Source organism: Tyzzerella sp. An114, from assembly GCF_002161055.1.
In the GTDB taxonomy this organism is placed as follows: Bacteria; Bacillota; Clostridia; order Lachnospirales; family Anaerotignaceae; genus Fimicola; species Fimicola cottocaccae.
Genome location: NZ_NFLT01000001.1, coordinates 115538 through 138562, shown reverse-complemented (window position 1 = coordinate 138562; position 23025 = coordinate 115538). Strand labels below are relative to the sequence as shown.

Here is a 23025-nt window from a genome sequence, read left to right as displayed (position 1 = left end):
TATGAGAAATAAAAAAATTATATTAGTTTTAGGTATTGTTTTATCTTATATATTATTTATACTATGTAGTTTATATATTAAAAATAATTATGAAGGGGCTTTTGACTCATCTTCTTATGAATTTATAATTTATATACCAATAATATTTGGTATAAGTTATTTTAAATCCAATAAAAGAATGGAAAAAAGAAAAAATAGTGCTAATATAACAAGTATTATTTTTATTATACTTGTTGCTGTAATGCTTATTTTTATGTTATATGAACCTATAACTTACGTATACTTGACAATATGTGTTATTTATGTTTTAGGTTATGTTTTTAAAACAAAATGGTTTAAATATTTGGAAAATGAGAAAAATGGAAGTTTAGTTATGTTTATATTTGTATACATATTTACATCAGTTGTATATATGGCTTTTCCCCATATATGCGGGCTTAAAACAATAGAGGAAAGTAAAAGTATTATTGAAAAAAATGGATATGAAAATGTAAGGTATACACATTCAAACCATAAAGATGGTGAAAAATTTGATGACTATAATTTTTATGTTGATAATAAACAGGGTGAAACATTGCTTATAAAAATAAATTCAAAAACATCAGAGATAAGAGAAATACATATTGATTATAGAATGCTGGAAGAATAAACAGTGACAGTTGTGAGAGAGTTATTTTGTCAATAAATTCTAAAACTTTAGAAATAGAATAATAAAAAAGGGGATAAACTTTTAAAGTTTATCCCTTTCCATTAAAATAAATTAAAATCCGTAATCTTCACCAACAAGAATAACTTTTATTCTCTTAGCTGGTTTTGTAAGTCTTGTTATTACAATCTGTGAGCATATAGACTCCTGTGATTTACAGTTTTCACAAGCTCCAGTTACTGAACATCCTGTTTTTCCCATAAATCTCATCTGATTTATAGGTGCAGCTATTGTTCTTGCTCTAACTATTGCAGCGTCAATGTCTTTTGCAACTTTGTTCATACCTGCAATAACAAGCACATTTTTAGGTCCAAAACATATGGCAGCAACTCTGTTTCCATTTCCGTCAACATTTACAAGTTCACCGTCTTCAGAAATTGCGTTGGCACTTGTTACATAATAATCGCAAGTAAATGCTTTACGCATTATATCAGCTGATTCCTCAGGGCTTTTTGCCTGGTCTCTGTCATATGCTGTATAGTTTCCTTCGTTGAGAGCCTTTGCAAGTCCTAATTCTCTTACTGTAACACTGCCTCCCCATGTTACAGAGCTTCCCTCTGGAATAATTTCAAGAGCTTTTTTTAATGCTTCCTCTGTTGTTGGACAGTAATAAGCTTCAAAATGTCTGCTTTCAAGCCCTTTAATTACTTTCTTTGCAAGTAATTCATTTCTTTTCTCAAGTGGTGTTGCCATATTAATGACCTCCTTAAAATTTATTATTTTAATGGAATGAAGTGTCTTGTTAAATCTTCAAAAGTATCTCTTTCTCTAATAAGTACAACTTCATTGTTTTCTCTGATAAGTACTTCTGCTGGGCGAAGTCTGTTATTGTAGTTACTGCTCATAGCAAAACCATAAGCACCAGCGTCAAGAACGCAGAGTGTATCTTTTTCAAATATTTCAGGGAGAGTTCTATCTTTTGCAAGAATGTCTCCACTTTCACATATATTTCCTACAACAGTAACTGTCTCATCTTTTTCTGATTTAACATCAGATTTTCTAAATACTTCTACACCGTGATATGAATCATACATAATAGGTCTTTGTAAAACATTGAAACCTATATCTGTACCAACGAATTTTTTATCATGGTTGTATTTTACAGAGTGAACTGTACCAAGAATTACACTTGATTCTGCTGAAATATATCTGCCTGGCTCAATTCTGAATGTCACCTGACTACCATATTCCTCAGCAAATTTATAAAGTGCCTCATCAATATGTTTTCCAAGGTCTTTAAGGTCAAGAGGAGCTTCATCAAACTCTTTTTTGTAAGGTATACCAAATCCGCCACCCATATCTATGAATTTAAGATTTTCAAACTGTTTTGCAATTTCAAGAAGGGAAGCGATACTCTTTACAAAAGCCTCACCTGTCATGAAAAGTGAACCTATATGCTGATTTATACCTATAAGTTTAAGGTCATATTTTTTAAGTATCTCTTTAACCTGTGGTATAAATTCAGGGCTTACAGCAAATTTTGTTTTCTTTCCTGCTGTTACAACTTTCTCATGGTGTCCTGCACCTACACCTGGATTGAAACGGATTGCAACTTCTCCACCTGGATTAAGTCTTCCGTACTGTTCAAGCTGAGAGAGAGAGTCAACACTTGTTATAACGCCTTCTTTTATAGCATAGAGCATTTCTTCCTCTGATACGTTGTTACAGATATAGAAAATTTCGTGAGGCTCAAAACCTGCCATTTTCTCAACAAAAATTTCTCCTGGACTCATAGCATCAACTTCAAGACCTTCACTTTTTACAATCTGTAAAAATGCAAGATTTCCGTTTGCCTTAGCACTATAATCTACAACAAAATTAGGGTATGTTACAAGATTTTTAAGGTCACGGCATCTTTCACGTAAAATTCTTTCGTTATAAACATAAAGAGGAGTACCATATTTTTCTGCTAACTCTGTTGGGTCTACTCCCTGAAAAAAATTCATACTATCTGTTACTTTTGAATATACTTTTTGCATATTTTTCTCCTTTCGATTTTAAAAATTTTTATCTTTTGTATAAATATTTAATGTTTTCAATTTTTGAAAACATATTGGCAAATAATAAATCAACAATAGTAATAGATGCCATAGCTTCTGTCACAACAACAGCACGGGGAACTATTACAGGGTCATGGCGACCTTTAATATTTATATCTATATTTTCATTGTTTTTGTTTATGGTTTTTTGAGTTTTATGTATTGAAGGTGTAGGTTTGAAAGCTGTTCTTATTATTATTTCAGAACCATCACTCATTCCTCCTAAAATTCCTCCAGCATTATTTGAAAGTTTTGAAACTTTTCCATTATTATATTCAAAGAAATCATTATTTTCAAAACCTGTTGATTTGCTGGCATTAAATCCTGAACCTATCTCAACACCCTTTACAGCACCTATTGAAAACATAGCTTTTCCAAGGTTTGCGTCAAGTTTGTCAAATACAGGTTCTCCAATACCTTCAGGCATACCATATACAACTGTCTCTATTATACCACCAGCAGAATTTTCTTCACTCATACATTTGTTTAAAAATATAGAGGCTTTTTCTGCTGCATCTTTATCTGGCATAAAAAGAGGATTTTTTGATATTTCATCAAAATCAAATTTTTCTCTATCTATTGATATATTTCCTATTGAAACTGTATAGGATACTACTTTTATTCCTAATTCTTCAAGTATTTTTTTAGCAACAGCACCGGCTGCAACCCTAGAGAGAGTTTCTCTACCAGAAGAACGTCCTCCGCCTCTGTAATCTCTGAAACCATATTTTTTGTCAAAGGTATAATCAGCGTGTCCCGGACGATAGCATTCTGCTATTTGAGAGTAATCTCTTGAGCGTTGGTCTTCGTTAAATACCATAAGAGATATGGGAGTTCCTGTTGTTTTTCCCTCAAATACTCCTGACATTATATGTATTTTATCGCCTTCACTGCGTTTTGTTCCATAAGCATTTGAACCAGGTTTTCTTCTGTCCATATCTTTTTGTATATCTTCCTCAGTGAGAGATATACCGCTAGGACAACCATCAATAACTACTCCAAGTCCTTTTCCGTGAGACTCACCCCAAGTTGTTATTGTAAAATTTTTTCCGAAAATCGAGCCTGACATATATGCACCTCGCTTTTAATTTAATATAGAATGTATTGTAACACAAATACATACGTTTTTGTGCAAAAAAAATATCAAAAATTTTTATTATTTCATAAGACTTTTTTATAAAACTTTCGTTTATCTATGTGAAAAGATTAAAAACAGTCTTTTCACTGATGAAATGTCGTCAGAAATTTAATACCCCATTTTCAGAGTCGGAGCCCCCCTTTCAATCCGGCTCTGTTTTTTTGTTGAAAAAAATAGCTTGCTGTGATATATTTTACCTAAATATTAATTTGGGGGAAAGAAGGATTAAAAAATGTCAATAGAAGTTGTTAGGGAATATCTTAAAAATTACAACAGAGATAATGATATTATGGAGTTTGATGTTTCAAGTGCAACAGTTGAACTGGCAGCGGAGGCAGTTGGTGTTGAACCGGCAAAAATAACAAAAACTTTAGCCCTTAAAACAAAAGATGATGGTTGTATGGTTATATGTGTTGCTGGAGATGGAAAAATAGATAATAAAAAATTTAAAGCCGAATTTTCTATGAAAGCAAGAATGTTATCTCCTGAGGAAACTTTGGATAGGACAGGTCATGCAATAGGGGGAGTTTGTCCCTTTGGACTTCCTGAAGGTGTTAAAGTCTTTATGGATATATCAATGAAAAGATTTGATACTGTATATCCTGCTTGTGGTAGTAGTAACTCTGCCATAGCTCTTTCTTGTGATGAGCTTTTTGATATTTCTAAGGCTGAAAAATGGGTTGATATTTGTAAGGATTGGGAATAATAAAAAATAAAAAGACAGCAATAAGCTGTCTTTTTATTTTTAAAAATTTTATTATACGTGCTCTGCCATATAATGAAGAAGTCTTTCTGTTGTATCCCAACCAATGCAAGCGTCTGTTATTGATTTTCCATATACATGTTCTTCAACTTTCTGATTTCCTTCTTCAATGAAGCTTTCTATCATTATACCACGTACCATTTTATGAAGGTCTGTGTTTAATGTACGATTGTGAAGAATTTCAGCAACAATTCTAGGCTGCTCTGAATATATTTTCTTTGAGTTGGCATGATTTGCGTCAACTACTATAAATGGATTTTCAAGGTTGTGTTTATGATACATATCACATACAAGAGAAAGGTCCTCATAGTGGTAGTTTGGCATACTCTGACCATGTTTGTTTACAGAACCTCTAAGTATTGCATGAGCATATGGGTTTCCTGTTGTTGAAACCTCTTGGTCTCTGTAAAGGAATGTATGGCTTGACTGTGCAGCATGAATTGAGTTCATCATAACTGTAAAGTCTCCACTTGTAGGGTTTTTCATACCTACTGGCACATCTATTCCACTTGAAACAAGTCTGTGCTGCTGATTTTCAACAGAACGAGCACCTATTGCTATATATGTGAGAAGGTCATCTACATAAGCAAGATTTTCAGGATAAAGCATTTCGTCAGCAGCTGTAAGATGTGACTCTGAAATAGCACGAATGTGCATTTTTCTTAATGACTTTATACCTTTTAAAATATTAGCTCCCTTTTCAGGGTCTGGCTGATGAAGCATACCTTTATATCCTTCACCTGTTGTTCTTGGTTTGTTTGTGTATACTCTAGGTACAATGAAGAGCTTATCCTTTACTTCCTCATTGACTTTTGCAAGACGGGAAACATAATCGCAAACAGCGTCCTCATCACTTGCAGAACATGGTCCTATAATAACAACAAACTTATCGCTTTTGCCCTCAATTATTCTTTTAAATTCTTCATCTCTCTCAGCTTTTATCTTTTTGAGATTTTCGGGCATTGCAACTTCTGAAAGCATCTCCTCTGGAGATGGTATAACTTGTACACATTTGAAACTCATAATATTAAAATTCCTTTCTGAAAACTTCCCCCTGTTTTCAAAACAAGGATGTATTTACTAAAAAAAGTACATTTTATTACAATTATATATAAAAAAACTATATTGAAAAATGTCACTTTTAATAGTATACTCTATACTATATAAAAAAAACGTTGATTTTGCAATATTTTTAAATATTGTACTTAAAAAAATATTTTAATAAATCGAGGAAGATTTTTTTTCTTCCTTATTTTATTGGTAACAGGAGTGATTTATTATGTCAGATGATAAAAAAATAATATTCAGCGGAATGCAACCTTCAGGACTTATAACACTTGGAAATTATCTTGGTGCTTTAAATAACTGGACAAAACTTCAGGAAGATTACAACTGTCTTTATTGTATAGTTGATATGCATGCTATAACTGTAAGACAGGACCCTGCTAAACTTAGAAAACAGGCTAGGGATTTACTTATGCAGTATATTGCAGTTGGTCTTGACCCTGAAAAAAATATAATATACTATCAATCCCATGTTCCACAGCATGCTGAACTTGGTTGGATTTTAAATTGTTACACATATATGGGCGAGCTTAACAGAATGACACAGTTTAAAGAGAAATCAGCAAAACACGCTGACAATATAAATGCAGGTCTTTTCACATATCCTGTACTTATGGCTGCTGATATACTTCTTTATCAAGCTGACCTTGTTCCTGTTGGTGAAGACCAGAGACAGCATCTTGAAATTACAAGAGATATTGCTGGAAGATTTAATTCTGTTTATGGTGATACATTTAAAATTCCAGAAGGATACATTGGAAAAGTAGGTGCAAGAATTATGGCACTTCAGGAGCCTACAAAGAAAATGTCAAAATCTGATGAAAATAAAAACAATACAATAGCAATTATGGACGAGCCTGCTGTAATTATGAATAAAATTAAAAGAGCTGTTACAGACTCTGATAATCAGGTTCGTTTTAGTGAAGATAAACCAGGAATTTCAAATCTCTTAAATATTTATTGTGCTTCAACTGGTAAAACAATAGCTGAGGCTGAAAAAGAGTTTGAAAATGTGGGATATGGCACATTTAAAACAGCTGTTGGTGAGGCTGTTGTGGCAAACCTTGAGCCTATACAGGCAAAAGTTAGAGAACTTGAGAAAAATAAAGATTATATTGACTCAATAATAAAAATGAATGCTGAGAGAGCAGGAAGATTAGCTGATAGAACTCTTAGAAAAGTTCATAAAAAAATTGGTTTCCCAGCAAGAATTAAATAATTAATATAAAAAATAAAAAAGCAAGCCGGCTTATTTTTAGGTCGTTATATTTGATTATGAAGGTTTTTACCTTTTATAATAAATATCGAGATGTTCCTTGCATAACCATCTCGAAAATAAAAAACAGGGAGGAAAATTAAATGAATGAAATGGTTCGATACAGTGTTGTCGAAAACAAGAAACCACGAGAAATAGTTCTTCTAAAAGGTCACCCTTGTATATGGGGTAGATGTGCCTTTTGTGATTATATTGATGATAATTCCAAAAACGAAGAAGAAATGGCAGAATTTAATAGCGAAGTTTTAAAAAATGTTACAGGGTTTAAAGGTGTCCTTGAGGTCATAAACTCTGGCAGTGTTTTTGAACTTCCAAAGAAAACTCTTTTTGAAATTAAAGAGATAGTCAAAGAGAAAGGAATAAAATTACTGTTTTTTGAAAGTTATTGGTCATACAGAGACAGACTTGATGAAATGCGTCAGTTTTTCGGTGTGCCTATAATATTTAAAAATGGTGTTGAAACTTTTAATGACTATTTCAGAAACAATGTACTTAAAAAGGGAACTGTATTCAGTGGCCCTGAGGAAGTAGCAAAATATTTTGACTCTATATGTCTTATGGTTGGCATACAGGGACAGACAAAAGAAATGATTGATTATGATATGGAGTGCCTCCAAGAATATTTCAAGCATGGCTGTGTAAATGTATTTATTGATAATACAACCAATATAAAGGCTGATAATGAGCTTATAAAATGGTTTAGAGATAAATACAGCTATCTTGACGAAAACCCTAATATAGAAGTTTTGTGGAATAATACTGATTTTGGTGTAGGAGGTACATTATGATAAATTTAATTTCAAAAAAGAGAGTTTCTAGAAAAATTACTGCAAAAGATATTGCTATTACAGGTATAACAGCAGCACTTTATTGTGTTTTAACTGTTCTAATAGCTCCACTTTCATATGGCGCTATACAGCTTAGATTTTCTGAGATTATGGTTCTTCTTGCCTATATAAATCCTATATTTGCTCCAGGACTTGTTATAGGATGTATAATGGCTAACTGTTTTAGTCCATTGGGAATTATTGATGTTATTTTTGGTACAACTGCTACTATATGTACTATGTTTGCTATAACTCGCACAAAAAGTCTTTTTGTTGCTACATTATGGCCTACATTTTTCTGTTTCTTTGTAGGTATTGAACTTTATTTTGTTTCGGGATTACCTTTCGTTCCAACAACAGCCACTGTTATGATGGGTGAATTTGCTGTTGTTACTTGTATAGGATATCCTGTGTTTAAGTATATACTTAAAAATAAAAAAGTAATTGAAATATTAAAATAAATATAGGTTTTAAAAAGCTCGAATAATTAATATTATTCGGGCTTTTTTTATTATTAAAAATAAAAAAATATATTTTTTTAAAATTTTTGAAACAAATTATAAAGTATATGTATCTAATATATGAGTAAAACTGATTTCGGAAAGGAGGTAACAGTATTGGCTAAAGACATAATCAGGATAAGAGGTGTAAAAAAAGTTTTTCGTATGGGAAATGAGAGGATTTTTGCAGTTAATAACATTGACCTTAATATTGCTGAGGGAGAAATTTGTTGTCTTCTTGGAAAATCAGGTTCGGGAAAATCAACACTTTTAAATCTTTTAGCAGGTTTGGAGAAACCTACAAAAGGTGAGATTATAATAGCTAATAAGCACGTTGAGAGAATGAATGAAGAACAACTTGCACTTTTTAGACAGCAGAATATAGGCTTTGTTTTCCAGTCCTATAATCTTCTGTCAACTCTTACAGCTATGGAAAATGTAATGCTTCCCCTTATATTTGAGAGGGTTCCTAAAAAAGAAAGGATTGAGAGAGCTAAAAAAATGCTTGACGCTGTTGGGCTTAAAGAGAGAGCAAATCATAAGCCTAATGAAATGAGTGGTGGACAGCAACAGAGAGTAAGTATTGCAAGAGCTTTCATAAATAATCCTAGAGTTGTTTTTGCTGATGAACCAACAGGTAATCTTGACACAAAAACTACTTATGAAATGATGGACCTTATAACGGGAATGGCGAGAAAAAATAATCAGACACTTATAATAGTTACTCACGATTTGGAGATATCGGAATATGCTGATAGAATTATACATCTTTCTGATGGTGCCATAGAAAAAATCGAGATTAACCAAAGACCAACTTAAGTAGAGAGCGGAGGTATATTATGAAAAAAATTAAAAGTTTGTTGGGAATTGTTTTTACAATAATACTTGTCCTTCAAATGAGTATGGGAGGAATGGTAAGCGCTTTTGGTGCAGATGATGAGGTTATAGACAAAAGTGAATACATTCCAGAACTTATACTAACAAATGGTCCTGTTTTTGACATAAAGGGTGGTTCTAAAAATGAAATAAAACTTAACATAAAGAACCCTACACCTTATGCAGCTAAAAGCATAATTGTTCAAACAGAGCTTACAGATGTAACAGATAACCCTTTTAATATGTACATAGCAGGCAGTGACAATAAAATTACTACAATAGCTGGTCAGGGAGATAAAAATATAACTCTTGTTGTTGATGCAGACCAGACTGTTTCAAATAAAACTTACACTGCTAAAATTAATTATACATTCTTTAATACTTTTGGAAAGAAATTCACAGGAAGCTCCACAATATATTTAAAAGCACAGAGTGCAGAAGCTCCTGAGTTTGTTATACAGAATTTTAAAATGTCACAACCTTCAATTCTTCCGGGACAGACAGCAACAATAAGCTTTGATGTCTTTAATAAAGGAAGACTTTTGATGAATGATGTTTATGTGACTCTTGCAGACCTTGACCCACAGGGAATAAGTATAAACAATGGTACAAATACAAAAAATTATAAACAGATTTCAATAGGACATGCTCAGACTGTTTCATTTAATATTATAGCTAATGGAAGTATGAGTGCTGGAAATTATCCTGTTAAGGTTAATATTAAATGTAAAGATGTTGACGGAAAAGAGCATACTCTTGAACAGAGTTTCTTTATTTCTGTTGGAACAGGAAGTCCAACTGAAAAATCTTCTCTTGAAATAAGAAATATGGCAGAGCCTAGTGGTGTTTATGGTGTAAATCAGAATTTTGTAGTAAAATTTAACCTTTTTAATAATGGAAAAGGTGTTGCAAAAAATATAAAAGTAACTGCAACTCCTGCTGGAGAAGGTGCTGTTGTTCCTAAATCATCAAGTGTTAAGACTGTTACACAGCTTGCAAGTGGAGCTTCCACACCTATGGAATTTACTTTTGCTGGAACATCTTTAGCAAAATCTCAGAACTATGCTATTGAGTTTGCTGTTTCTTATGAAGATGGTTCAATGAAAGAGGGAGAAAATAACGTTGTAACATTCTCCCAGTATGCGGGAGTTAATATAAGTAATCCTGAAGCTGACTCATCGGGAGAAGATGGAGACAAAAAAACAAGTAAACCTAAAATTATTGTAAGTGATTATCAGAGTGACCCTCTTATAGTTATGGCTGGTGATGAGTTTGACCTTACAATGACATTTTTAAATACTCATCAAACTAAAACTGTAAAAAATATAAAAATGTATTTAACTCTTTCAGAGGAAACTTCAACAGATACTGCAAAAACTGGTAATATATTTACACCTGTTGACAGCAGTAATACATTCTATTTTGACTCAATAGGTGCAAAACAAACTGTAAATAAAAAACTTAGACTTTTTGTTGTACCTGATGCACAGCCTAAAACATATACCCTTACAGTAAACTTTGAATATGAAGACACTGAAGGAAATGAATATACAGCAACAGAACTTTTAGGTATAAATGTAAAACAGCCTACACAGGTTGAGACAGGTCAGATATATATACCTGAAACAACAGAAATGGGTGTTCCTGTGCCTGTATCCTTTGAGATTTATAATACAGGAAAAGTTGTTTTAAGTAATTTTATGATAAAAATTGAAGGCGATGTTGAAACACAGAATAAGAGTACATTCATAGGAAACTTTGATGCTGGAAATACAGAATATTTTGACGGAAGTTTTACACCTATGAATATGGGTGAAACACCTGTAAGTATTGTTCTTACCTATGAAGACCCTAGTGGTGAGAGTTTTGAGGTAAGAAAAGATTTTACAATGAATGTTACTGAAGCTATGCCTATGACAGATGACTTTGACCCTAGTATGATGCCTCCTGAAGAAGAAAAAGTTAATTTTAAGAAAATAGGTATAATTGTTGGAATAGTTGTAGTTGTTGTTATAGCAGGTGTTGTTATATTCAAAAAAATAAAAGCTAAAAAAGAGGCTGCATTTTTAGAAGCAGATGACAGCGATGATGAATAATAACATAAAACTATATATATTTAGAAAGGTTTGGTGCCTATGAGTATAAAAGATTTAATATCAATGGCTGTCCGAAACCTCTGGAAAAGAAAGCTTAGAACATTTTTGACAATTTTGGGTGTTATTATAGGTACTGCATCTATTGTTGTTATGGTTTCAATAGGTATAGGAATGAATGAAAGCTATACTAAACAAGTTTCCGAATGGGGAAGTTTGCAAGTTATAGATGTATATGCTCCTAATGGCGGAATGGGTGTTGTTATGAGTTCTGGTTCATCTTCGTCATCTTCTTCAAAAAATAACGGAAATGTTGTTCTTGATACAAAAGCTATACAGAGTTTTAAAAATATACCAGGAGTTATGGCAGCAACACCTGTTGTAAATGATTATTTTCAAATTATATGTGGTAAATATGTATCCGATGTAAGTTTTATAGGTATAGACCCAGAGTGTTTTGACGATTTAGGATATAATATAGCTGAGGGCAGAGGTTTGACGGGTGAAGATAAAAATGCCATAGTTGTTGGACAAACTGTTTTGACAAGTTTTTATAATCCAAAACTTGACTGGAGAGCCAGATATAACTCAGACCCTCCAGAGGTTGATATTTTCAATGATAAAGTTCAACTTACATATGATTATAGTTATGGCACAAAAAATGCTGATAAATCAATAAAACCTATAAAGGTTGAAGTTGTTGGAACTCTTGCAGGAAGTGACCAGAATGCTTACTCTGTTATTATGCCTATAAAACAGCTTGAAAGCATACAGAAGGAAAAACAGAAACATGAAAGTGCAGGAGGAAGTACAACTAAGAAAAAAAGTGGTAATTATGAAAGAGCTATGGTTAGAGTTGAGGATATAGAGAAAGTTCAAAGTATACAGCAACAGATAAAAGATATGGGATACAATGCATCTAGTTTATCTGATATTCTTGAGTCTATGAAAGAAACAACAAAAATGTTAAGAACGATGCTTGGAGCTATCGGTGCTATATCTCTTATAGTTGCGGCAATAGGTATTACAAATACTATGGTAATGTCAATATATGAGAGAACAAGAGAAATTGGTGTAATGAAAGTTATAGGTGCATCTTTAAAAGATATAAAACGATTATTTTTGACAGAGGCAGCTATAATAGGTTTTATGGGAGGTATATTTGGTATGCTTTTAAGTTTTGGAGCTTCAAAAGCTGTAAATTACTTTGCTATGAAACAATCAAGCGATATGCTTTCATCAATACCTTTATGGCTCTATTTAGCATCTTTGGCTTTTGCAACTTTGGTTGGAGTTGCTTCAGGATATCTTCCAGCAAAACGTGCCATGAAACTTTCAGCTTTAACAGCTATAAAAACAGAATAATTTTTAATTTAAAAACAGTCCCTTTTTAGGGGCTGTTTTTTGTATTAAAAATAAACTTTACATATTTAACTATTTTGATTATAATAGAAAAGTATTTGTTGCAAAGACAAATGTTTTTCTATGAAAGTAAGGAGATGTATTTAATATGAAATATGTTGTTATGCTGGGAGACGGTATGGCCGATTACCCAATAAAAGAACTTAATGATAGAACACCTCTTGAAGTTGCAAAAAAAGATACAATAGATTTTATTGCAAAAAATGGTGTGTGTGGTATGGTAAAAACTGTACCTAATGGAATGAAACCGGGAAGTGATGTGGCAAATCTTTCTGCTATGGGATATAATCCTGTTTCTTGTTATACAGGTCGTTCACCTCTTGAGGCTGTAAGTATAGGAATTGACATGAAAGATGATGATGTTGCTTTTAGATGTAATCTTGTTACACTTTCTGATGAAGAAGATATAAGAGATAGAACAATGGTTGATTATAGTGCTGGAGAAATATCAACAGAGGAAGCGGCAGAACTTATAAAAGCTGTAAATGAAGCATTGTCAACAGATGAACTTGAGTTTTTTTCTGGTATAAGTTATCGTCATTGTCTTATATGGCATGGAGGAAAAACTGACCTTAATTTAACACCTCCCCACGATATTTCTGACAGAAAAGTAACAAATTATCTGCCTGAAAATAAACTTATATTTTCACTTATGGAAAAAAGCAGAGACATTTTAAAAGACCACCCTATAAATAAAAAGAGAATTGAAAAAGGTCTTAATCCTGCCAATTCAATATGGCTTTGGGGAGAGGGAACTAAACCAGCAATAGGAAACTTTGAAAAAATGACAGGTCTTAAGGGTGCTGTCATTTCAGCTGTTGACCTTATAAAAGGAATAGGAATATGTGCTGGAATGGAAGTTATAGAGGTTTTAGGAGCAACAGGAAATGTAGATACAAACTTTAAAGGAAAGGGAGAAGCTGCTCTTTCTGCTCTTAAAAATGGAAATGATTTTGTTTATATCCATGTTGAAGCTCCAGACGAATGTGGTCATAGGGGAGAGATTGAAAATAAAATTAAGTCAATAGAGCTTATAGATAGTGAGATTGTAAAACCTGTTATGGAAGGTCTTAAAAATATGGGAGAGGATTTTAAAATAATGGTTCTTCCAGACCACCCTACACCTATTTCTCTTAAAACTCATGTTTCTGACCCTATACCTTTTGCTATATATGATAGTAGAAATAATAAAAGTTCAGATATAAAGGCATATAGTGAGAAAGAAATATCAAAATCTGACTTAATGTTTGATGAAGGATATAAACTTATGTCTTATTTTATAGGTTAAAGTTAAAGGATATACAGTTATAAAACTGTATGTCCTTATTTTTTTATAATAAAAGATTGTTAATAAACATACCATATTATTATAAAACAGTATGGATTGTGTTAAAAACTAATCAAATATCTTTTTATTGAATATCGTTAGTATTATTGATAAAAATAAGGTTAATGTTAAAAAGTACTATATTTATTTTGTTATATTAAATTAATTGTGATGTATTGTTTATATTTGTATGCAATATGTCCCTTTTTAATAGTTATATCATATAAAATTTGAAAAGAATTTTGAATTTTGAATTTTATTTTAAAAAAATAATTTTTTAACAATATGTGTTGCATATGAAAGATAAAAATGTTATAATAATTAAAAATTGATAAAAAAGACTGTGTTTTGACTATTAATTATAAATAAATGTTATAGTTTTATTTTTTGGCAATTATACGACAGCTGCTTTTTACAACAGTCTTTCGTTTTTAAATAATTGCAATGCATTATGTTTACAATTTGTATTGCAAATTTTTAAATGCATTATTTTAAAGGAGGATTTCTAATGTACACAATGGGAATAGATGTTGGCTCAGCATCTTCTAAAGTAGTTATTCTTGAAGACGGAAAAAACATCGTTGCAGCAGAAGTCATTCAGGTTGGTACTGGTTCTTCCGGTCCTCAGCGTGCTCTTGAAAAAGCTTTTGAAGTTAGCGGACTTAAAATGGAAGATATGACTAAAATTGTAGCAACAGGATATGGACGTTTTGCTCTTAAAGAAGCTGACAAGCAGGTCAGTGAAATAAGCTGCCATGCAAAAGGTATTTTCTTCTTAGTACCGGAGGCTAGAACAATTATAGATATTGGCGGTCAGGATGCCAAAGCTATACGTCTTGATAATAAAGGATATGTTAAACAGTTCTTTATGAATGACAAATGTGCTGCCGGAACAGGAAGATTTCTTGACGTTATGGCAAGAGTTCTTGAGATAACTATTGATGATATGGCTGAATATGACAGTCGTGCAACAGAGATTGCTTCTATAAGCAGTACATGTACTGTTTTTGCCGAGTCAGAAGTTATTTCTCAGTTATCAAAAGGTGTTTCTAAAGAAAACATCATTGCAGGTGTACATCAGTCCGTTGCAAGTAAGGCTTGCGGTCTTGCTTACAGAGGCGGACTTGAACATGCTGTTGTTATGACAGGCGGTGTTGCAAAAAATGCCGGTGTTGTAAGAGCAATAAGTAGAGAATTAGATAGGGAAGTTATTGTGGCTCCAAACCCACAAACAACAGGTGCTCTCGGTGCTGCATTATTTGCATACGAAGAAGCAAAAAGATAAAGAAAGAGGGATTGAAGATGTTCGAAACTACAGGCAAAAAAGCAAAGGAATTGTTAGCGTACTATCAGGCAAAATTAGACGAAGAAGCAAGAGAAGCTAAAAAGAACGGCAAACTCGTTTGTTGGTCAGCTTCAGTTGCACCATCTGAGTTCTGTGTAACTATGGATATTGCTATGGTATATCCTGAAACACACGCTGCTGGTATCGGTGCTAGAAAAGGTGCTTTAGACCTTCTTGAAGTGGCAGACAGAAAAGGCTACTCACTTGACTGTTGTTCATATGGCCGTGTAAACATGGGTTATATGGAATTATTAAAAGAAGAAGCTATCACAGGAAAAACTCCTGAGACACTTGCTAATTCTCCAGCAGCAAGAGTTCCACTTCCAGACCTTGTTATCACATGTAACAACATCTGTAATACACTTCTTAAATGGTATGAAAACCTTGCAGTTGAATTAGATATTCCATGTATCGTAATCGACGTACCATTTAACCACACAATGCCTATCCCTGAATATGCTAAAGAATACATTGCTGACCAGTTCAGAAATGCTATTGCTCAGCTTGAAGTTATTTGTGGAAAACCATTTGATTATAAGAAATTTAAAGAAGTTAGAGAGCAGACACAGCGTTCAGTTGCTCAGTGGAATAGAATTGCAGCTTTATCACACTACAAACCATCTCCACTTAACTGCTTCGACTTATTCAACTACATGGCTCTTATCGTTTGTGCAAGAAGCCGTGACTATGCTGAAATCACATTCAAGAAATTTGCTGATGAAATCGAAGAAAACCTTAAAAATGGTGTTTATGCATTCAAAGGTGCTGAAAAAACACGTATCACTTGGGAAGGTATCGCTGTATGGCCTTACTTAGGACATACTTTCAAATCACTCAAAGCTCTTGGTTCAATAATGACAGGTTCAGCTTACCCAGGACTTTGGAACCTTTCATATGATGCTAATGACGAGTCATTACACGGAATGGCTGAAGCATACACAAGAATTTACATCAACACTTGCCTTGAAAATAAAGTAAATGTTCTTCTTGATATTGTTAATGGCGGACAGTGTGACGGTGTTGCTTACCACCTTAACAGAAGCTGTAAGTTAATGAGCTTCCTTAACGTTGAAACAGCTGAAATCATCAAAGAGAAAACAGGAAAACCATATGTAAGCTTTGATGGTGACCAGACAGACCCTCGTAACTTTGCACCTGCACAGTTCGATACACGTGTTCAGGCATTAGCAGAAATGATGGAACAGCAGATTGCTGGAGAAGCAGAATAAGGGGGAGAAATACAATGAGTAAATATGAAACAATTTTAAGCCAGTTAAAAGACGTTGCAGCAAATCCTAAAAAAGCAATGGATGATTATAAAGCAGAAACAGGTAAAGGTGCTATCGGTATTTTACCACTTTACGCTCCTGAAGAATTAGTACACGCAACAGGTTACCTTCCAATGGGTATCTGGGGTGGACAGAAAACAATCACAAAAGCTCGTACATACCTTCCAGCTTTCGCATGTTCAATAATGCAGCAGGTTATGGAATTACAGTGTGAAGGTGCTTATGATGAATTAGCAGCTGTACTTATTTCAGTTCCTTGTGATACATTAAAATGTTTAAGCCAGAAATGGAAAGGAACATCACCTGTAATCGTATTTACACACCCTCAGAACAGAGGACTTGAAGCAGCTAACAAATTCTTAGTAGAAGAATACAAAATCGTTAAGAGAAAACTTGAAGAAATCGTTGGAGCTCCTATAACAAACGCTGACATCGAAGCTTCTATCAAAGTTTACAATGAAAACAGAGCAGTTATGCGTGAATTCGTTAAAGTAGCAGCTGATTATCCACAGATTATCGACCCAGTTTCTCGTCATGCAGTATTCAAATCAAGAATGTTTATGGAAAAATCAAAACATACTGCACTTGTTAAAGAACTTATCGAAGAAATCAAAGCTATGCCTGTTGAGCCTTGGACAGGTAAGAAAGCAGTTGTTACAGGTATCCTTGTTGAGCCTAACGAATTACTTGACATCTTTAAAGAAAACGGTATCGCTATTGTTGCTGACGACCTTGCTCAGGAATCAAGACAGATTAGAGTTGACGTTCTTGACGGAGAAGAAGCTCCATTATACAGACTTGCTAAAGTATGGCAGAGAATGTATGGATGTTCAGTAGCAACAGATACAAAGAAATACAGAGGAAAAATGCTCATGGATATGGTTGAGCAGACAGGAGCAGATGCTATCATAGTTGCTATGATGAAATTCTGTGACCCAGAAGAATGGGATTACCCAGTAATGTACAGACAGTTCGAAGAAAAAGGTATCAAAAACATCATGATAGAAGTAGACCAGGAAGCTACAGCTTTCGAGCAGGCTAGAACAAGAATTCAGAGCTTCGTTGAAATGATGTAATATATTTTGTTGAAAATCCCGACGGGTTTTGAATGAGTACAACCAGGCTCTAGGATAATGTATATTATTTTAGAGCCTGTGTTTTTAATAAATGCAAGTAGGAGGAGAATAATAATGAGACAGGTTAAAATTATTACTGCCGATGAAGCTGCTAAACTTATTAAAAATGGCGACACATTTACAACAAGTGGTTTCGTTGCAAGTGCTATTCCTGAAGCACTTAATAAAGCTGTTGAAAAAAGATTCCTTGAAACTGGAGAACCTAACAACATAACATATGTTTACGCTGGTTCACAGGGAAATAAAGATGGTCGTGGTGCTGAACACTATGCACACAAAGGACTTATGAAAAGATTTATTGCCGGACATTGGGCAACAATCCCTGCTATCGGTAAAATGGCTATGAACAATGAAATGGAAGCATACAATGTTTCTCAGGGTGCTTTATGTCACCTTTTCAGAGATATAGCTGCTCACAAACCAGGTACATTTACAAAAGTAGGTCTTGGTACATTTATCGACCCTAGAAACGGCGGTGGAAAGATTAACGATATTACAAAAGAAGATATCGTTGAACTTATGACTATTAAAGGACAGGAATATCTTTTCTATCCTGCATTCCCTATCAATGTTGCATTCCTTAGAGGTACATATGCTGACGAGAGTGGTAATATTACATTAGAAAAAGAAGTTGCTACACTTGAAGGAACATCTGTTGCTCAGGCCACAAAAAACAGCGGTGGTATCGTTGTTGTTCAGGTTGAAAGAGTTGTTAAAGCAGGAACACTTGACCCTCGTCTTGTTAAAATACCTGGAATTTATGTAGACTATGTAGTAGTTGCAGACCCTGCTGACCATGAACAGTCATTAGGTTGTCCATACGACCCAACTCTTTCAGGAGAAAAACGTGCTCCTGAAACAAACAGTGCTGCTGTACTTCCTCTCGATGCTAAAAAAATCATCGGTAGACGTGGTGCTTTAGAGCTTGAAAAAGACGTTGCTGTAAACCTTGGTGTTGGTGCTCCTGAATATGTTGCTTCTGTTGCTTGTGAAGAAGGCATTGGTGACTACATGACACTTACAGTTGAAGGTGGTCCAGTTGGTGGTATTCCTCAGGGTGGCCCAAGATTTGGTGCTACAATGAATGCTGATGCTATCCTTGACCAGGGATATCAGTTTGACTTCTATGACGGTGGCGGACTTGACCTTGCTTTCCTTGGTCTTGCTGAATGTGACGAAAATGGTCATATTAACGTTAGCCGTTTCGGCCCAATGATTGCTGGTTGTGGCGGATTTATCAACATTACTCAGAACACACCTAAAGTATTCTTCTGTGGTACATTTACAGCAGGTGGATTAAAAGTTAAAGTTGAAGACGGTAAAGTTGTTATCGCTCAGGAAGGTAAAAAGAAAAAATTCATCAAAGCTGTTGAACAGATTACATTCAATGGCGATATAGCTAATAAAAATGGTCAGCAGGTAATGTATATTACTGAAAGATGTGTATTCACTCTTAAAGAAGACGGATTACACCTTACAGAAATAGCTCCTGGTATCGACCTTCAGACACAAATTCTTGATATGATGGACTTTGAGCCTAAGATTGACAGAGTTGACGGCGAAATCAAACTTATGGACGCAAGAATTTTCGCTGAAGCTCCTATGGGATTAAAAGACTGATAATATATAATTTTTTTAAGGACTTCGATTATATCGAAGTCCTTTTTTTATGTATTAATTTGGTTGTTTAACATTGAACATTTTTGCATAAACTAAGTGTACATAAATTTATGTTTTTATTTATGTACACTTTAACTATACAATAATAATAGATAAATTACAGTTTTTTCAAGTAATACTGTTAAAAGTAAATCAGATATAAATTATCAATAAAAATATATTGAATTTATTGTCTAATATTAGTATAATATAACCTGTTAACGATAAATATATTAATATACATCATTGACATAAAAAAGAGCTCTTGTTTTTAAAAATGTACATTTAAAAGTGAAAAAATTTATCACTTTATGGTCATGACCCTTTTTTGAAAATTTATGTATTTTGAAAATAGGGAGGGTAAATTTTAAATGTCTAAAGAAGTTATCAGAAAAGTTAGTTTTGCCAGTATATTTTCTGTTGCCTCTGTTTGGTTTGGTTCTCATGCCGGCGGTGGATTTGCTACGGGAAATCAGGCGACACAGTATTTTGTTCAATATGGTTGGTATGGTCCTTTAATGGCTGTAATTTCAATGGCTATACTTGCTCTTGTATTAAGAGAGATTGTTATAATGACAAATAACCATGGCTTTACTAACTATAAACAGGTTTTTGAGGAATTATTTTATCCATACACAAAAATAGAAATTCTTTTTGAAATCTTTAATTATATTATAGCTTTAAGTGCAACAGGTGCTGCTATTGCAGGAGCTGCTACATTATTTACAGATTATGGAGTTAATTATGGAGTTGCTGTTATAGGTGTAAGTGTTATACTTTTTATACTTACAATTTTTGGTGCAAGTCTTGTGGCTAAGGCTTCCACAGTAATGTCTGTATGTATACTTGTTTGCTGTGCTATTATATTTTTCTTAGGTATTAAAACAAAAGGAATGGAAATTCAAACAGTTATAGCTGCAAGAGAGACTGCCGGCACAGGAATATTACAGCCTATATTAAAAGTATTATCATATGCAGGTTTTCAGGTTCTCTGTGCTCCAGCTTTGATAAGTTGTTCATTCTTATTAAAGACAAAAGAAAATGCAACAAAAGCAACTATAATAGGTTTTATTATGAATGCTCTTGCTCTTGGTTTATCATGCCTTATGCTTTTAGGTTGGTATTCTGATTACAGTGTAACAGGAACAGAACTTCCAACTCTTTATATATGTAATCAGTTGGGATATCCTTTCCTTTATTATTGTTATACAATATCACTTTTCTTATGTTTTATATCAACAGGTGTTTCATGTATATTTGGTCTTGTTCCAAGATTTGAAAATACAAAAATACTTCAGAAATTTGATGTTAATAGAAGACGTATGATAATTTCCCTTTCAGGACTTATACTTTCAACTCTTGTATCTATGGCAGGTCTTACAAATATTATAAAATATGCCTATGTTTACAGCGGATATTTAAGTGTTGTTGTAGTTGTTATTCCTGTTCTTACAATAGGACATTATAAAAATAAAAAATGGTTAGCCGAAAACGGCGTTAAAAAATAATTTATAGGTGTGTATTTCATAGATTTTATTCTTTAATTATGTTATGCTTTAATCAGCATAATTTATCAATAAAGGAGTAAAGATTTATGATATTCACACCTTTTAAAATTAACGGAAAAGAATTTAAAAACAGACTTATAATGTCAGCGTTAAACACAGGTTTTGTTATTGATAATGAATTTTCAGATAAAGTTTCTGAATTTTATAAAAAAAGGGCAAAGGGTGGAGCTGCTGCTATAACTACAATATGTGCTGTTAATAAAGAAGGTAGTTTTAATAATATGCCTTTTAATGGTGAAGGCTTTGATGTTTTTTGTAATAAAATGTCAAATATGCTTAAAGAATATGAATGTAAACATATTGTACAACTTTTTCATTATGGAAGTGGTTCAACTTTTCAGGGAGAAAAAAGAGAAGAATTTATTCCAAAAAATATGTCTGTTGAAGATATAAAACATATAGTTGAAAGTTTTAAAAAAGCGGCTGAAATTTCTGTTGAAAATGGTGCTGATGCTTTAGAGATAGAGGCAGGAAAAGGATTTTTATTATCAGAATTTATATCACCTATTACAAATGACAGAGATGACCAGTATGGAGACTCTTTTGATAATAGAGTAAATATAGTATTTAATGTTATGAAATCTGTCAGAGAGGCTGTTGGGGCTGAAATACCTGTTATATTGAGTGTGTCAGGTGCACAAATGACAGAGGGCGGATATACTGTTTCTGATATGGTTAAACTCTGTGAAAAGGCTGAAAAAGAAGGTCTTATAAATGCTGTAAAAGTTTCAGGTGGTTGGTATAATTCAAAAGTGCCTTGTGAAACATATTTTGTGCCTTTTGAAACAATTGGAGCTATTTCAGACAGTATAAAGAGAAACTTAAATATTCCTGTTATAACAGAGGGAAGATTAAATAGTGTAACAATGGGTGAAAAAATGATTGAAAACACTATGACAGACTTTTTAGCTATTGGTAAAAGCTTTTTGGCTGACTATGATATAGCTATAAAGATTTTGGAAAAGAAAACTTATAATGTCTGTCAAGGCTGTAATAAATGTATTGAAAGTATTATGAGAGGTGAGGAGCTTTACTGTTCATATAACCCTGAAGCTGGTTTTGAGTATATTGAAAATACTCACAGAAGAATTGCAACAGCAAAGAAAATTGTAGTTGTCGGTGGAGGCCCTGCGGGAATGATGGCAGCTAAAAAATCTGCTGAGAGAGGATACAAAACAATACTTATAACAAATGAAAGTCGTTTGGGAGGTCAGCTTAATATGGCAGGTCTTCCACCTAAAAAAGATGATATTTTTAAATTTATAGAAAATCTTGAAAATGACCTTAAAGCCCTTGATGTTAATATTGTTTATGATACTTTTGCAGATTTTGAGAAAATAAAATCCTATGAGCCTTATTTTGTTGTTTTGGCTATGGGAAGTGTTCCTGTTGTTCCTGATGTTTTTAAGGATAAAAAATATATACTTGCAAAAGATGTTTTCTTTGGTTCAAACAAAGTTATTGAAAATATAAAGAGAGGTAAAACTGTAATTATAGGTGGAGGTTCTCTCGGTCTTGAATTGGCGGAGTTTATAAATGATAAATGTTGTATCTGTGATGAAAACATAGATGTTTTATCAAAATATACTGATATACCTTTGTCAGATATGTATAAAAAGCCAGATATAACTATAATTGAAAAACTTCCAATTCTTGGCTTTGAGCTTAATTCAACAAGAGAAACTGTTATAAATGGCTTATTGAATAATGATGTTAAAATGTTTACAGATACTGAAGTTATTGAAGTTAAAGAAAATAGTATAGTTCTTTCTAATGATAAAGAGATTGAATACGATAATATTATAATTGCAACAGGTTCTGAGCCTGTAAGTTCAACTATTGCAGAAGAACTTATGAATGAAAGAATATCTTATTCAATAATAGGTGACAGTGATTATGTGAGAGATGCTGAAAAAGCTCTTAAAGATGGCTTTGAACTTTTCCTTAGAATGTTTATAGCTTAATATATAAAAAAGGTGTCTTTTTGGACACCTTT

19 protein-coding genes are annotated in these 23025 nt (G+C 33.2%); 15 read left to right on the top strand and 4 right to left on the bottom strand.

Annotated elements, in window-relative coordinates; genetic code table 11:
- Nucleotide 1: 1 nt before the first annotated feature.
- On the top strand, nt 2-649 hold the full coding sequence (locus B5E58_RS00610) for a hypothetical protein (protein ID WP_088107739.1): 648 nt from the start codon (nt 2-4) through the stop codon (nt 647-649).
- Nucleotides 650-760: 111 nt separating this feature from the next.
- Here B5E58_RS00610 and B5E58_RS00605 read toward each other — a convergent pair whose 3' ends face one another.
- The 3 genes from B5E58_RS00605 to aroC are packed head-to-tail and all read right to left on the bottom strand — an operon-like array spanning nt 761 to nt 3814.
- Nucleotides 761-1399, bottom strand: coding sequence for a lactate utilization protein (locus tag B5E58_RS00605; protein ID WP_088107738.1), 639 nt, complete (start codon nt 1397-1399; stop codon nt 761-763).
- A 23-nt stretch (nt 1400-1422) separates the two neighbouring features.
- Nucleotides 1423-2685 (bottom strand): diaminopimelate decarboxylase, encoded by a 1263-nt coding sequence (gene lysA / locus B5E58_RS00600; RefSeq protein WP_088107737.1) that lies wholly within the window; start codon nt 2683-2685, stop codon nt 1423-1425.
- A gap of 28 nt (nt 2686-2713) precedes the next feature.
- Nucleotides 2714-3814 (bottom strand): chorismate synthase, encoded by a 1101-nt coding sequence (aroC, locus tag B5E58_RS00595; protein ID WP_088107736.1) that lies wholly within the window; start codon nt 3812-3814, stop codon nt 2714-2716.
- 301 nt (nt 3815-4115) lie between these two features.
- Between aroC and B5E58_RS00590 the strand changes: the two genes are divergently transcribed.
- The gene (locus B5E58_RS00590) at nt 4116-4589 is read left to right on the top strand and encodes a YbaK/EbsC family protein (protein ID WP_088107735.1); all 474 of its coding nucleotides are present in this window, start codon (nt 4116-4118) and stop codon (nt 4587-4589) included.
- Between the two features lie 51 nt (nt 4590-4640).
- Here B5E58_RS00590 and B5E58_RS00585 read toward each other — a convergent pair whose 3' ends face one another.
- Nucleotides 4641-5669, bottom strand: a complete 1029-nt coding sequence (locus tag B5E58_RS00585; protein WP_088107734.1) for a 3-deoxy-7-phosphoheptulonate synthase — start codon at nt 5667-5669, stop codon at nt 4641-4643.
- A 256-nt stretch (nt 5670-5925) separates the two neighbouring features.
- Between B5E58_RS00585 and trpS the strand changes: the two genes are divergently transcribed.
- The 13 genes from trpS (at nt 5926) to B5E58_RS00520 (ending at nt 22993) form a co-directional block, all read left to right on the top strand.
- On the top strand, nt 5926-6930 hold the full coding sequence (gene trpS / locus B5E58_RS00580) for a tryptophan--tRNA ligase (RefSeq protein WP_088107733.1): 1005 nt from the start codon (nt 5926-5928) through the stop codon (nt 6928-6930).
- Between the two features lie 140 nt (nt 6931-7070).
- The gene (locus B5E58_RS00575) at nt 7071-7775 is read left to right on the top strand and encodes a hypothetical protein (RefSeq protein WP_330395575.1); all 705 of its coding nucleotides are present in this window, start codon (nt 7071-7073) and stop codon (nt 7773-7775) included.
- Entirely contained in the window at nt 7772-8275 is a 504-nt protein-coding gene (locus tag B5E58_RS00570) for a QueT transporter family protein (protein WP_088107732.1), read from the top strand. The genes B5E58_RS00575 and B5E58_RS00570 overlap by 4 nt, the downstream gene beginning before the upstream one ends.
- A gap of 120 nt (nt 8276-8395) precedes the next feature.
- Nucleotides 8396-9133, top strand: coding sequence for an ABC transporter ATP-binding protein (locus B5E58_RS00565; protein WP_088107731.1), 738 nt, complete (start codon nt 8396-8398; stop codon nt 9131-9133).
- Nucleotides 9134-9153: 20 nt separating this feature from the next.
- The gene (locus B5E58_RS00560; RefSeq protein ID WP_088107730.1) at nt 9154-11286 is read left to right on the top strand and encodes a COG1361 S-layer family protein; all 2133 of its coding nucleotides are present in this window, start codon (nt 9154-9156) and stop codon (nt 11284-11286) included.
- 39 nt (nt 11287-11325) lie between these two features.
- Nucleotides 11326-12648 carry an ABC transporter permease gene (locus B5E58_RS00555; protein WP_088107729.1) on the top strand — a complete coding sequence of 441 codons (1323 nt, stop codon included), beginning with the start codon at nt 11326-11328 and terminating at the stop codon, nt 12646-12648.
- A 145-nt stretch (nt 12649-12793) separates the two neighbouring features.
- Nucleotides 12794-13993, top strand: coding sequence for a cofactor-independent phosphoglycerate mutase (locus B5E58_RS00550; protein WP_088107728.1), 1200 nt, complete (start codon nt 12794-12796; stop codon nt 13991-13993).
- 547 nt (nt 13994-14540) lie between these two features.
- Nucleotides 14541-15317, top strand: a complete 777-nt coding sequence (locus tag B5E58_RS00545) for an acyl-CoA dehydratase activase (RefSeq protein WP_088107727.1) — start codon at nt 14541-14543, stop codon at nt 15315-15317.
- Nucleotides 15318-15334: 17 nt separating this feature from the next.
- Entirely contained in the window at nt 15335-16606 is a 1272-nt protein-coding gene (locus tag B5E58_RS00540) for a 2-hydroxyacyl-CoA dehydratase subunit D (RefSeq protein ID WP_088107726.1), read from the top strand.
- Between the two features lie 14 nt (nt 16607-16620).
- Entirely contained in the window at nt 16621-17742 is a 1122-nt protein-coding gene (locus B5E58_RS00535) for a 2-hydroxyacyl-CoA dehydratase subunit D (protein WP_088107725.1), read from the top strand.
- A gap of 114 nt (nt 17743-17856) precedes the next feature.
- Nucleotides 17857-19422: an acyl CoA:acetate/3-ketoacid CoA transferase gene (locus B5E58_RS00530; RefSeq protein ID WP_088107724.1), complete on the top strand. Its 1566-nt coding sequence runs from the start codon at nt 17857-17859 to the stop codon at nt 19420-19422.
- Between the two features lie 410 nt (nt 19423-19832).
- A complete protein-coding gene (locus B5E58_RS00525; RefSeq protein WP_088107723.1) occupies nt 19833-20969 on the top strand; it encodes a YkvI family membrane protein in 1137 nt (378 codons plus the stop codon).
- Nucleotides 20970-21055: 86 nt separating this feature from the next.
- On the top strand, nt 21056-22993 hold the full coding sequence (locus B5E58_RS00520) for an oxidoreductase (RefSeq protein WP_088107722.1): 1938 nt from the start codon (nt 21056-21058) through the stop codon (nt 22991-22993).
- The last annotated feature ends 32 nt before the right edge of the window (nt 22994-23025 follow it).

What these genes read in the sequence shown, in the direction of transcription:
- B5E58_RS00610 (WP_088107739.1), top strand. Translation starts at nt 2, where the DNA reads ATGAGAAATAAAAAAATTATATTAGTTTTAGGTATTGTTTTATCTTAT.
- B5E58_RS00605 (WP_088107738.1), bottom strand. Translation starts at nt 1,399, where the DNA reads ATGGCAACACCACTTGAGAAAAGAAATGAATTACTTGCAAAGAAAGTA.
- lysA (WP_088107737.1), bottom strand. Translation starts at nt 2,685, where the DNA reads ATGCAAAAAGTATATTCAAAAGTAACAGATAGTATGAATTTTTTTCAG.
- aroC (WP_088107736.1), bottom strand. Translation starts at nt 3,814, where the DNA reads ATGTCAGGCTCGATTTTCGGAAAAAATTTTACAATAACAACTTGGGGT.
- B5E58_RS00590 (WP_088107735.1), top strand. Translation starts at nt 4,116, where the DNA reads ATGTCAATAGAAGTTGTTAGGGAATATCTTAAAAATTACAACAGAGAT.
- B5E58_RS00585 (WP_088107734.1), bottom strand. Translation starts at nt 5,669, where the DNA reads ATGAGTTTCAAATGTGTACAAGTTATACCATCTCCAGAGGAGATGCTT.
- trpS (WP_088107733.1), top strand. Translation starts at nt 5,926, where the DNA reads ATGTCAGATGATAAAAAAATAATATTCAGCGGAATGCAACCTTCAGGA.
- B5E58_RS00575 (WP_330395575.1), top strand. Translation starts at nt 7,071, where the DNA reads ATGAATGAAATGGTTCGATACAGTGTTGTCGAAAACAAGAAACCACGA.
- B5E58_RS00570 (WP_088107732.1), top strand. Translation starts at nt 7,772, where the DNA reads ATGATAAATTTAATTTCAAAAAAGAGAGTTTCTAGAAAAATTACTGCA.
- B5E58_RS00565 (WP_088107731.1), top strand. Translation starts at nt 8,396, where the DNA reads ATGAGTAAAACTGATTTCGGAAAGGAGGTAACAGTATTGGCTAAAGAC.
- B5E58_RS00560 (WP_088107730.1), top strand. Translation starts at nt 9,154, where the DNA reads ATGAAAAAAATTAAAAGTTTGTTGGGAATTGTTTTTACAATAATACTT.
- B5E58_RS00555 (WP_088107729.1), top strand. Translation starts at nt 11,326, where the DNA reads ATGAGTATAAAAGATTTAATATCAATGGCTGTCCGAAACCTCTGGAAA.
- B5E58_RS00550 (WP_088107728.1), top strand. Translation starts at nt 12,794, where the DNA reads ATGAAATATGTTGTTATGCTGGGAGACGGTATGGCCGATTACCCAATA.
- B5E58_RS00545 (WP_088107727.1), top strand. Translation starts at nt 14,541, where the DNA reads ATGTACACAATGGGAATAGATGTTGGCTCAGCATCTTCTAAAGTAGTT.
- B5E58_RS00540 (WP_088107726.1), top strand. Translation starts at nt 15,335, where the DNA reads ATGTTCGAAACTACAGGCAAAAAAGCAAAGGAATTGTTAGCGTACTAT.
- B5E58_RS00535 (WP_088107725.1), top strand. Translation starts at nt 16,621, where the DNA reads ATGAGTAAATATGAAACAATTTTAAGCCAGTTAAAAGACGTTGCAGCA.
- B5E58_RS00530 (WP_088107724.1), top strand. Translation starts at nt 17,857, where the DNA reads ATGAGACAGGTTAAAATTATTACTGCCGATGAAGCTGCTAAACTTATT.
- B5E58_RS00525 (WP_088107723.1), top strand. Translation starts at nt 19,833, where the DNA reads ATGTCTAAAGAAGTTATCAGAAAAGTTAGTTTTGCCAGTATATTTTCT.
- B5E58_RS00520 (WP_088107722.1), top strand. Translation starts at nt 21,056, where the DNA reads ATGATATTCACACCTTTTAAAATTAACGGAAAAGAATTTAAAAACAGA.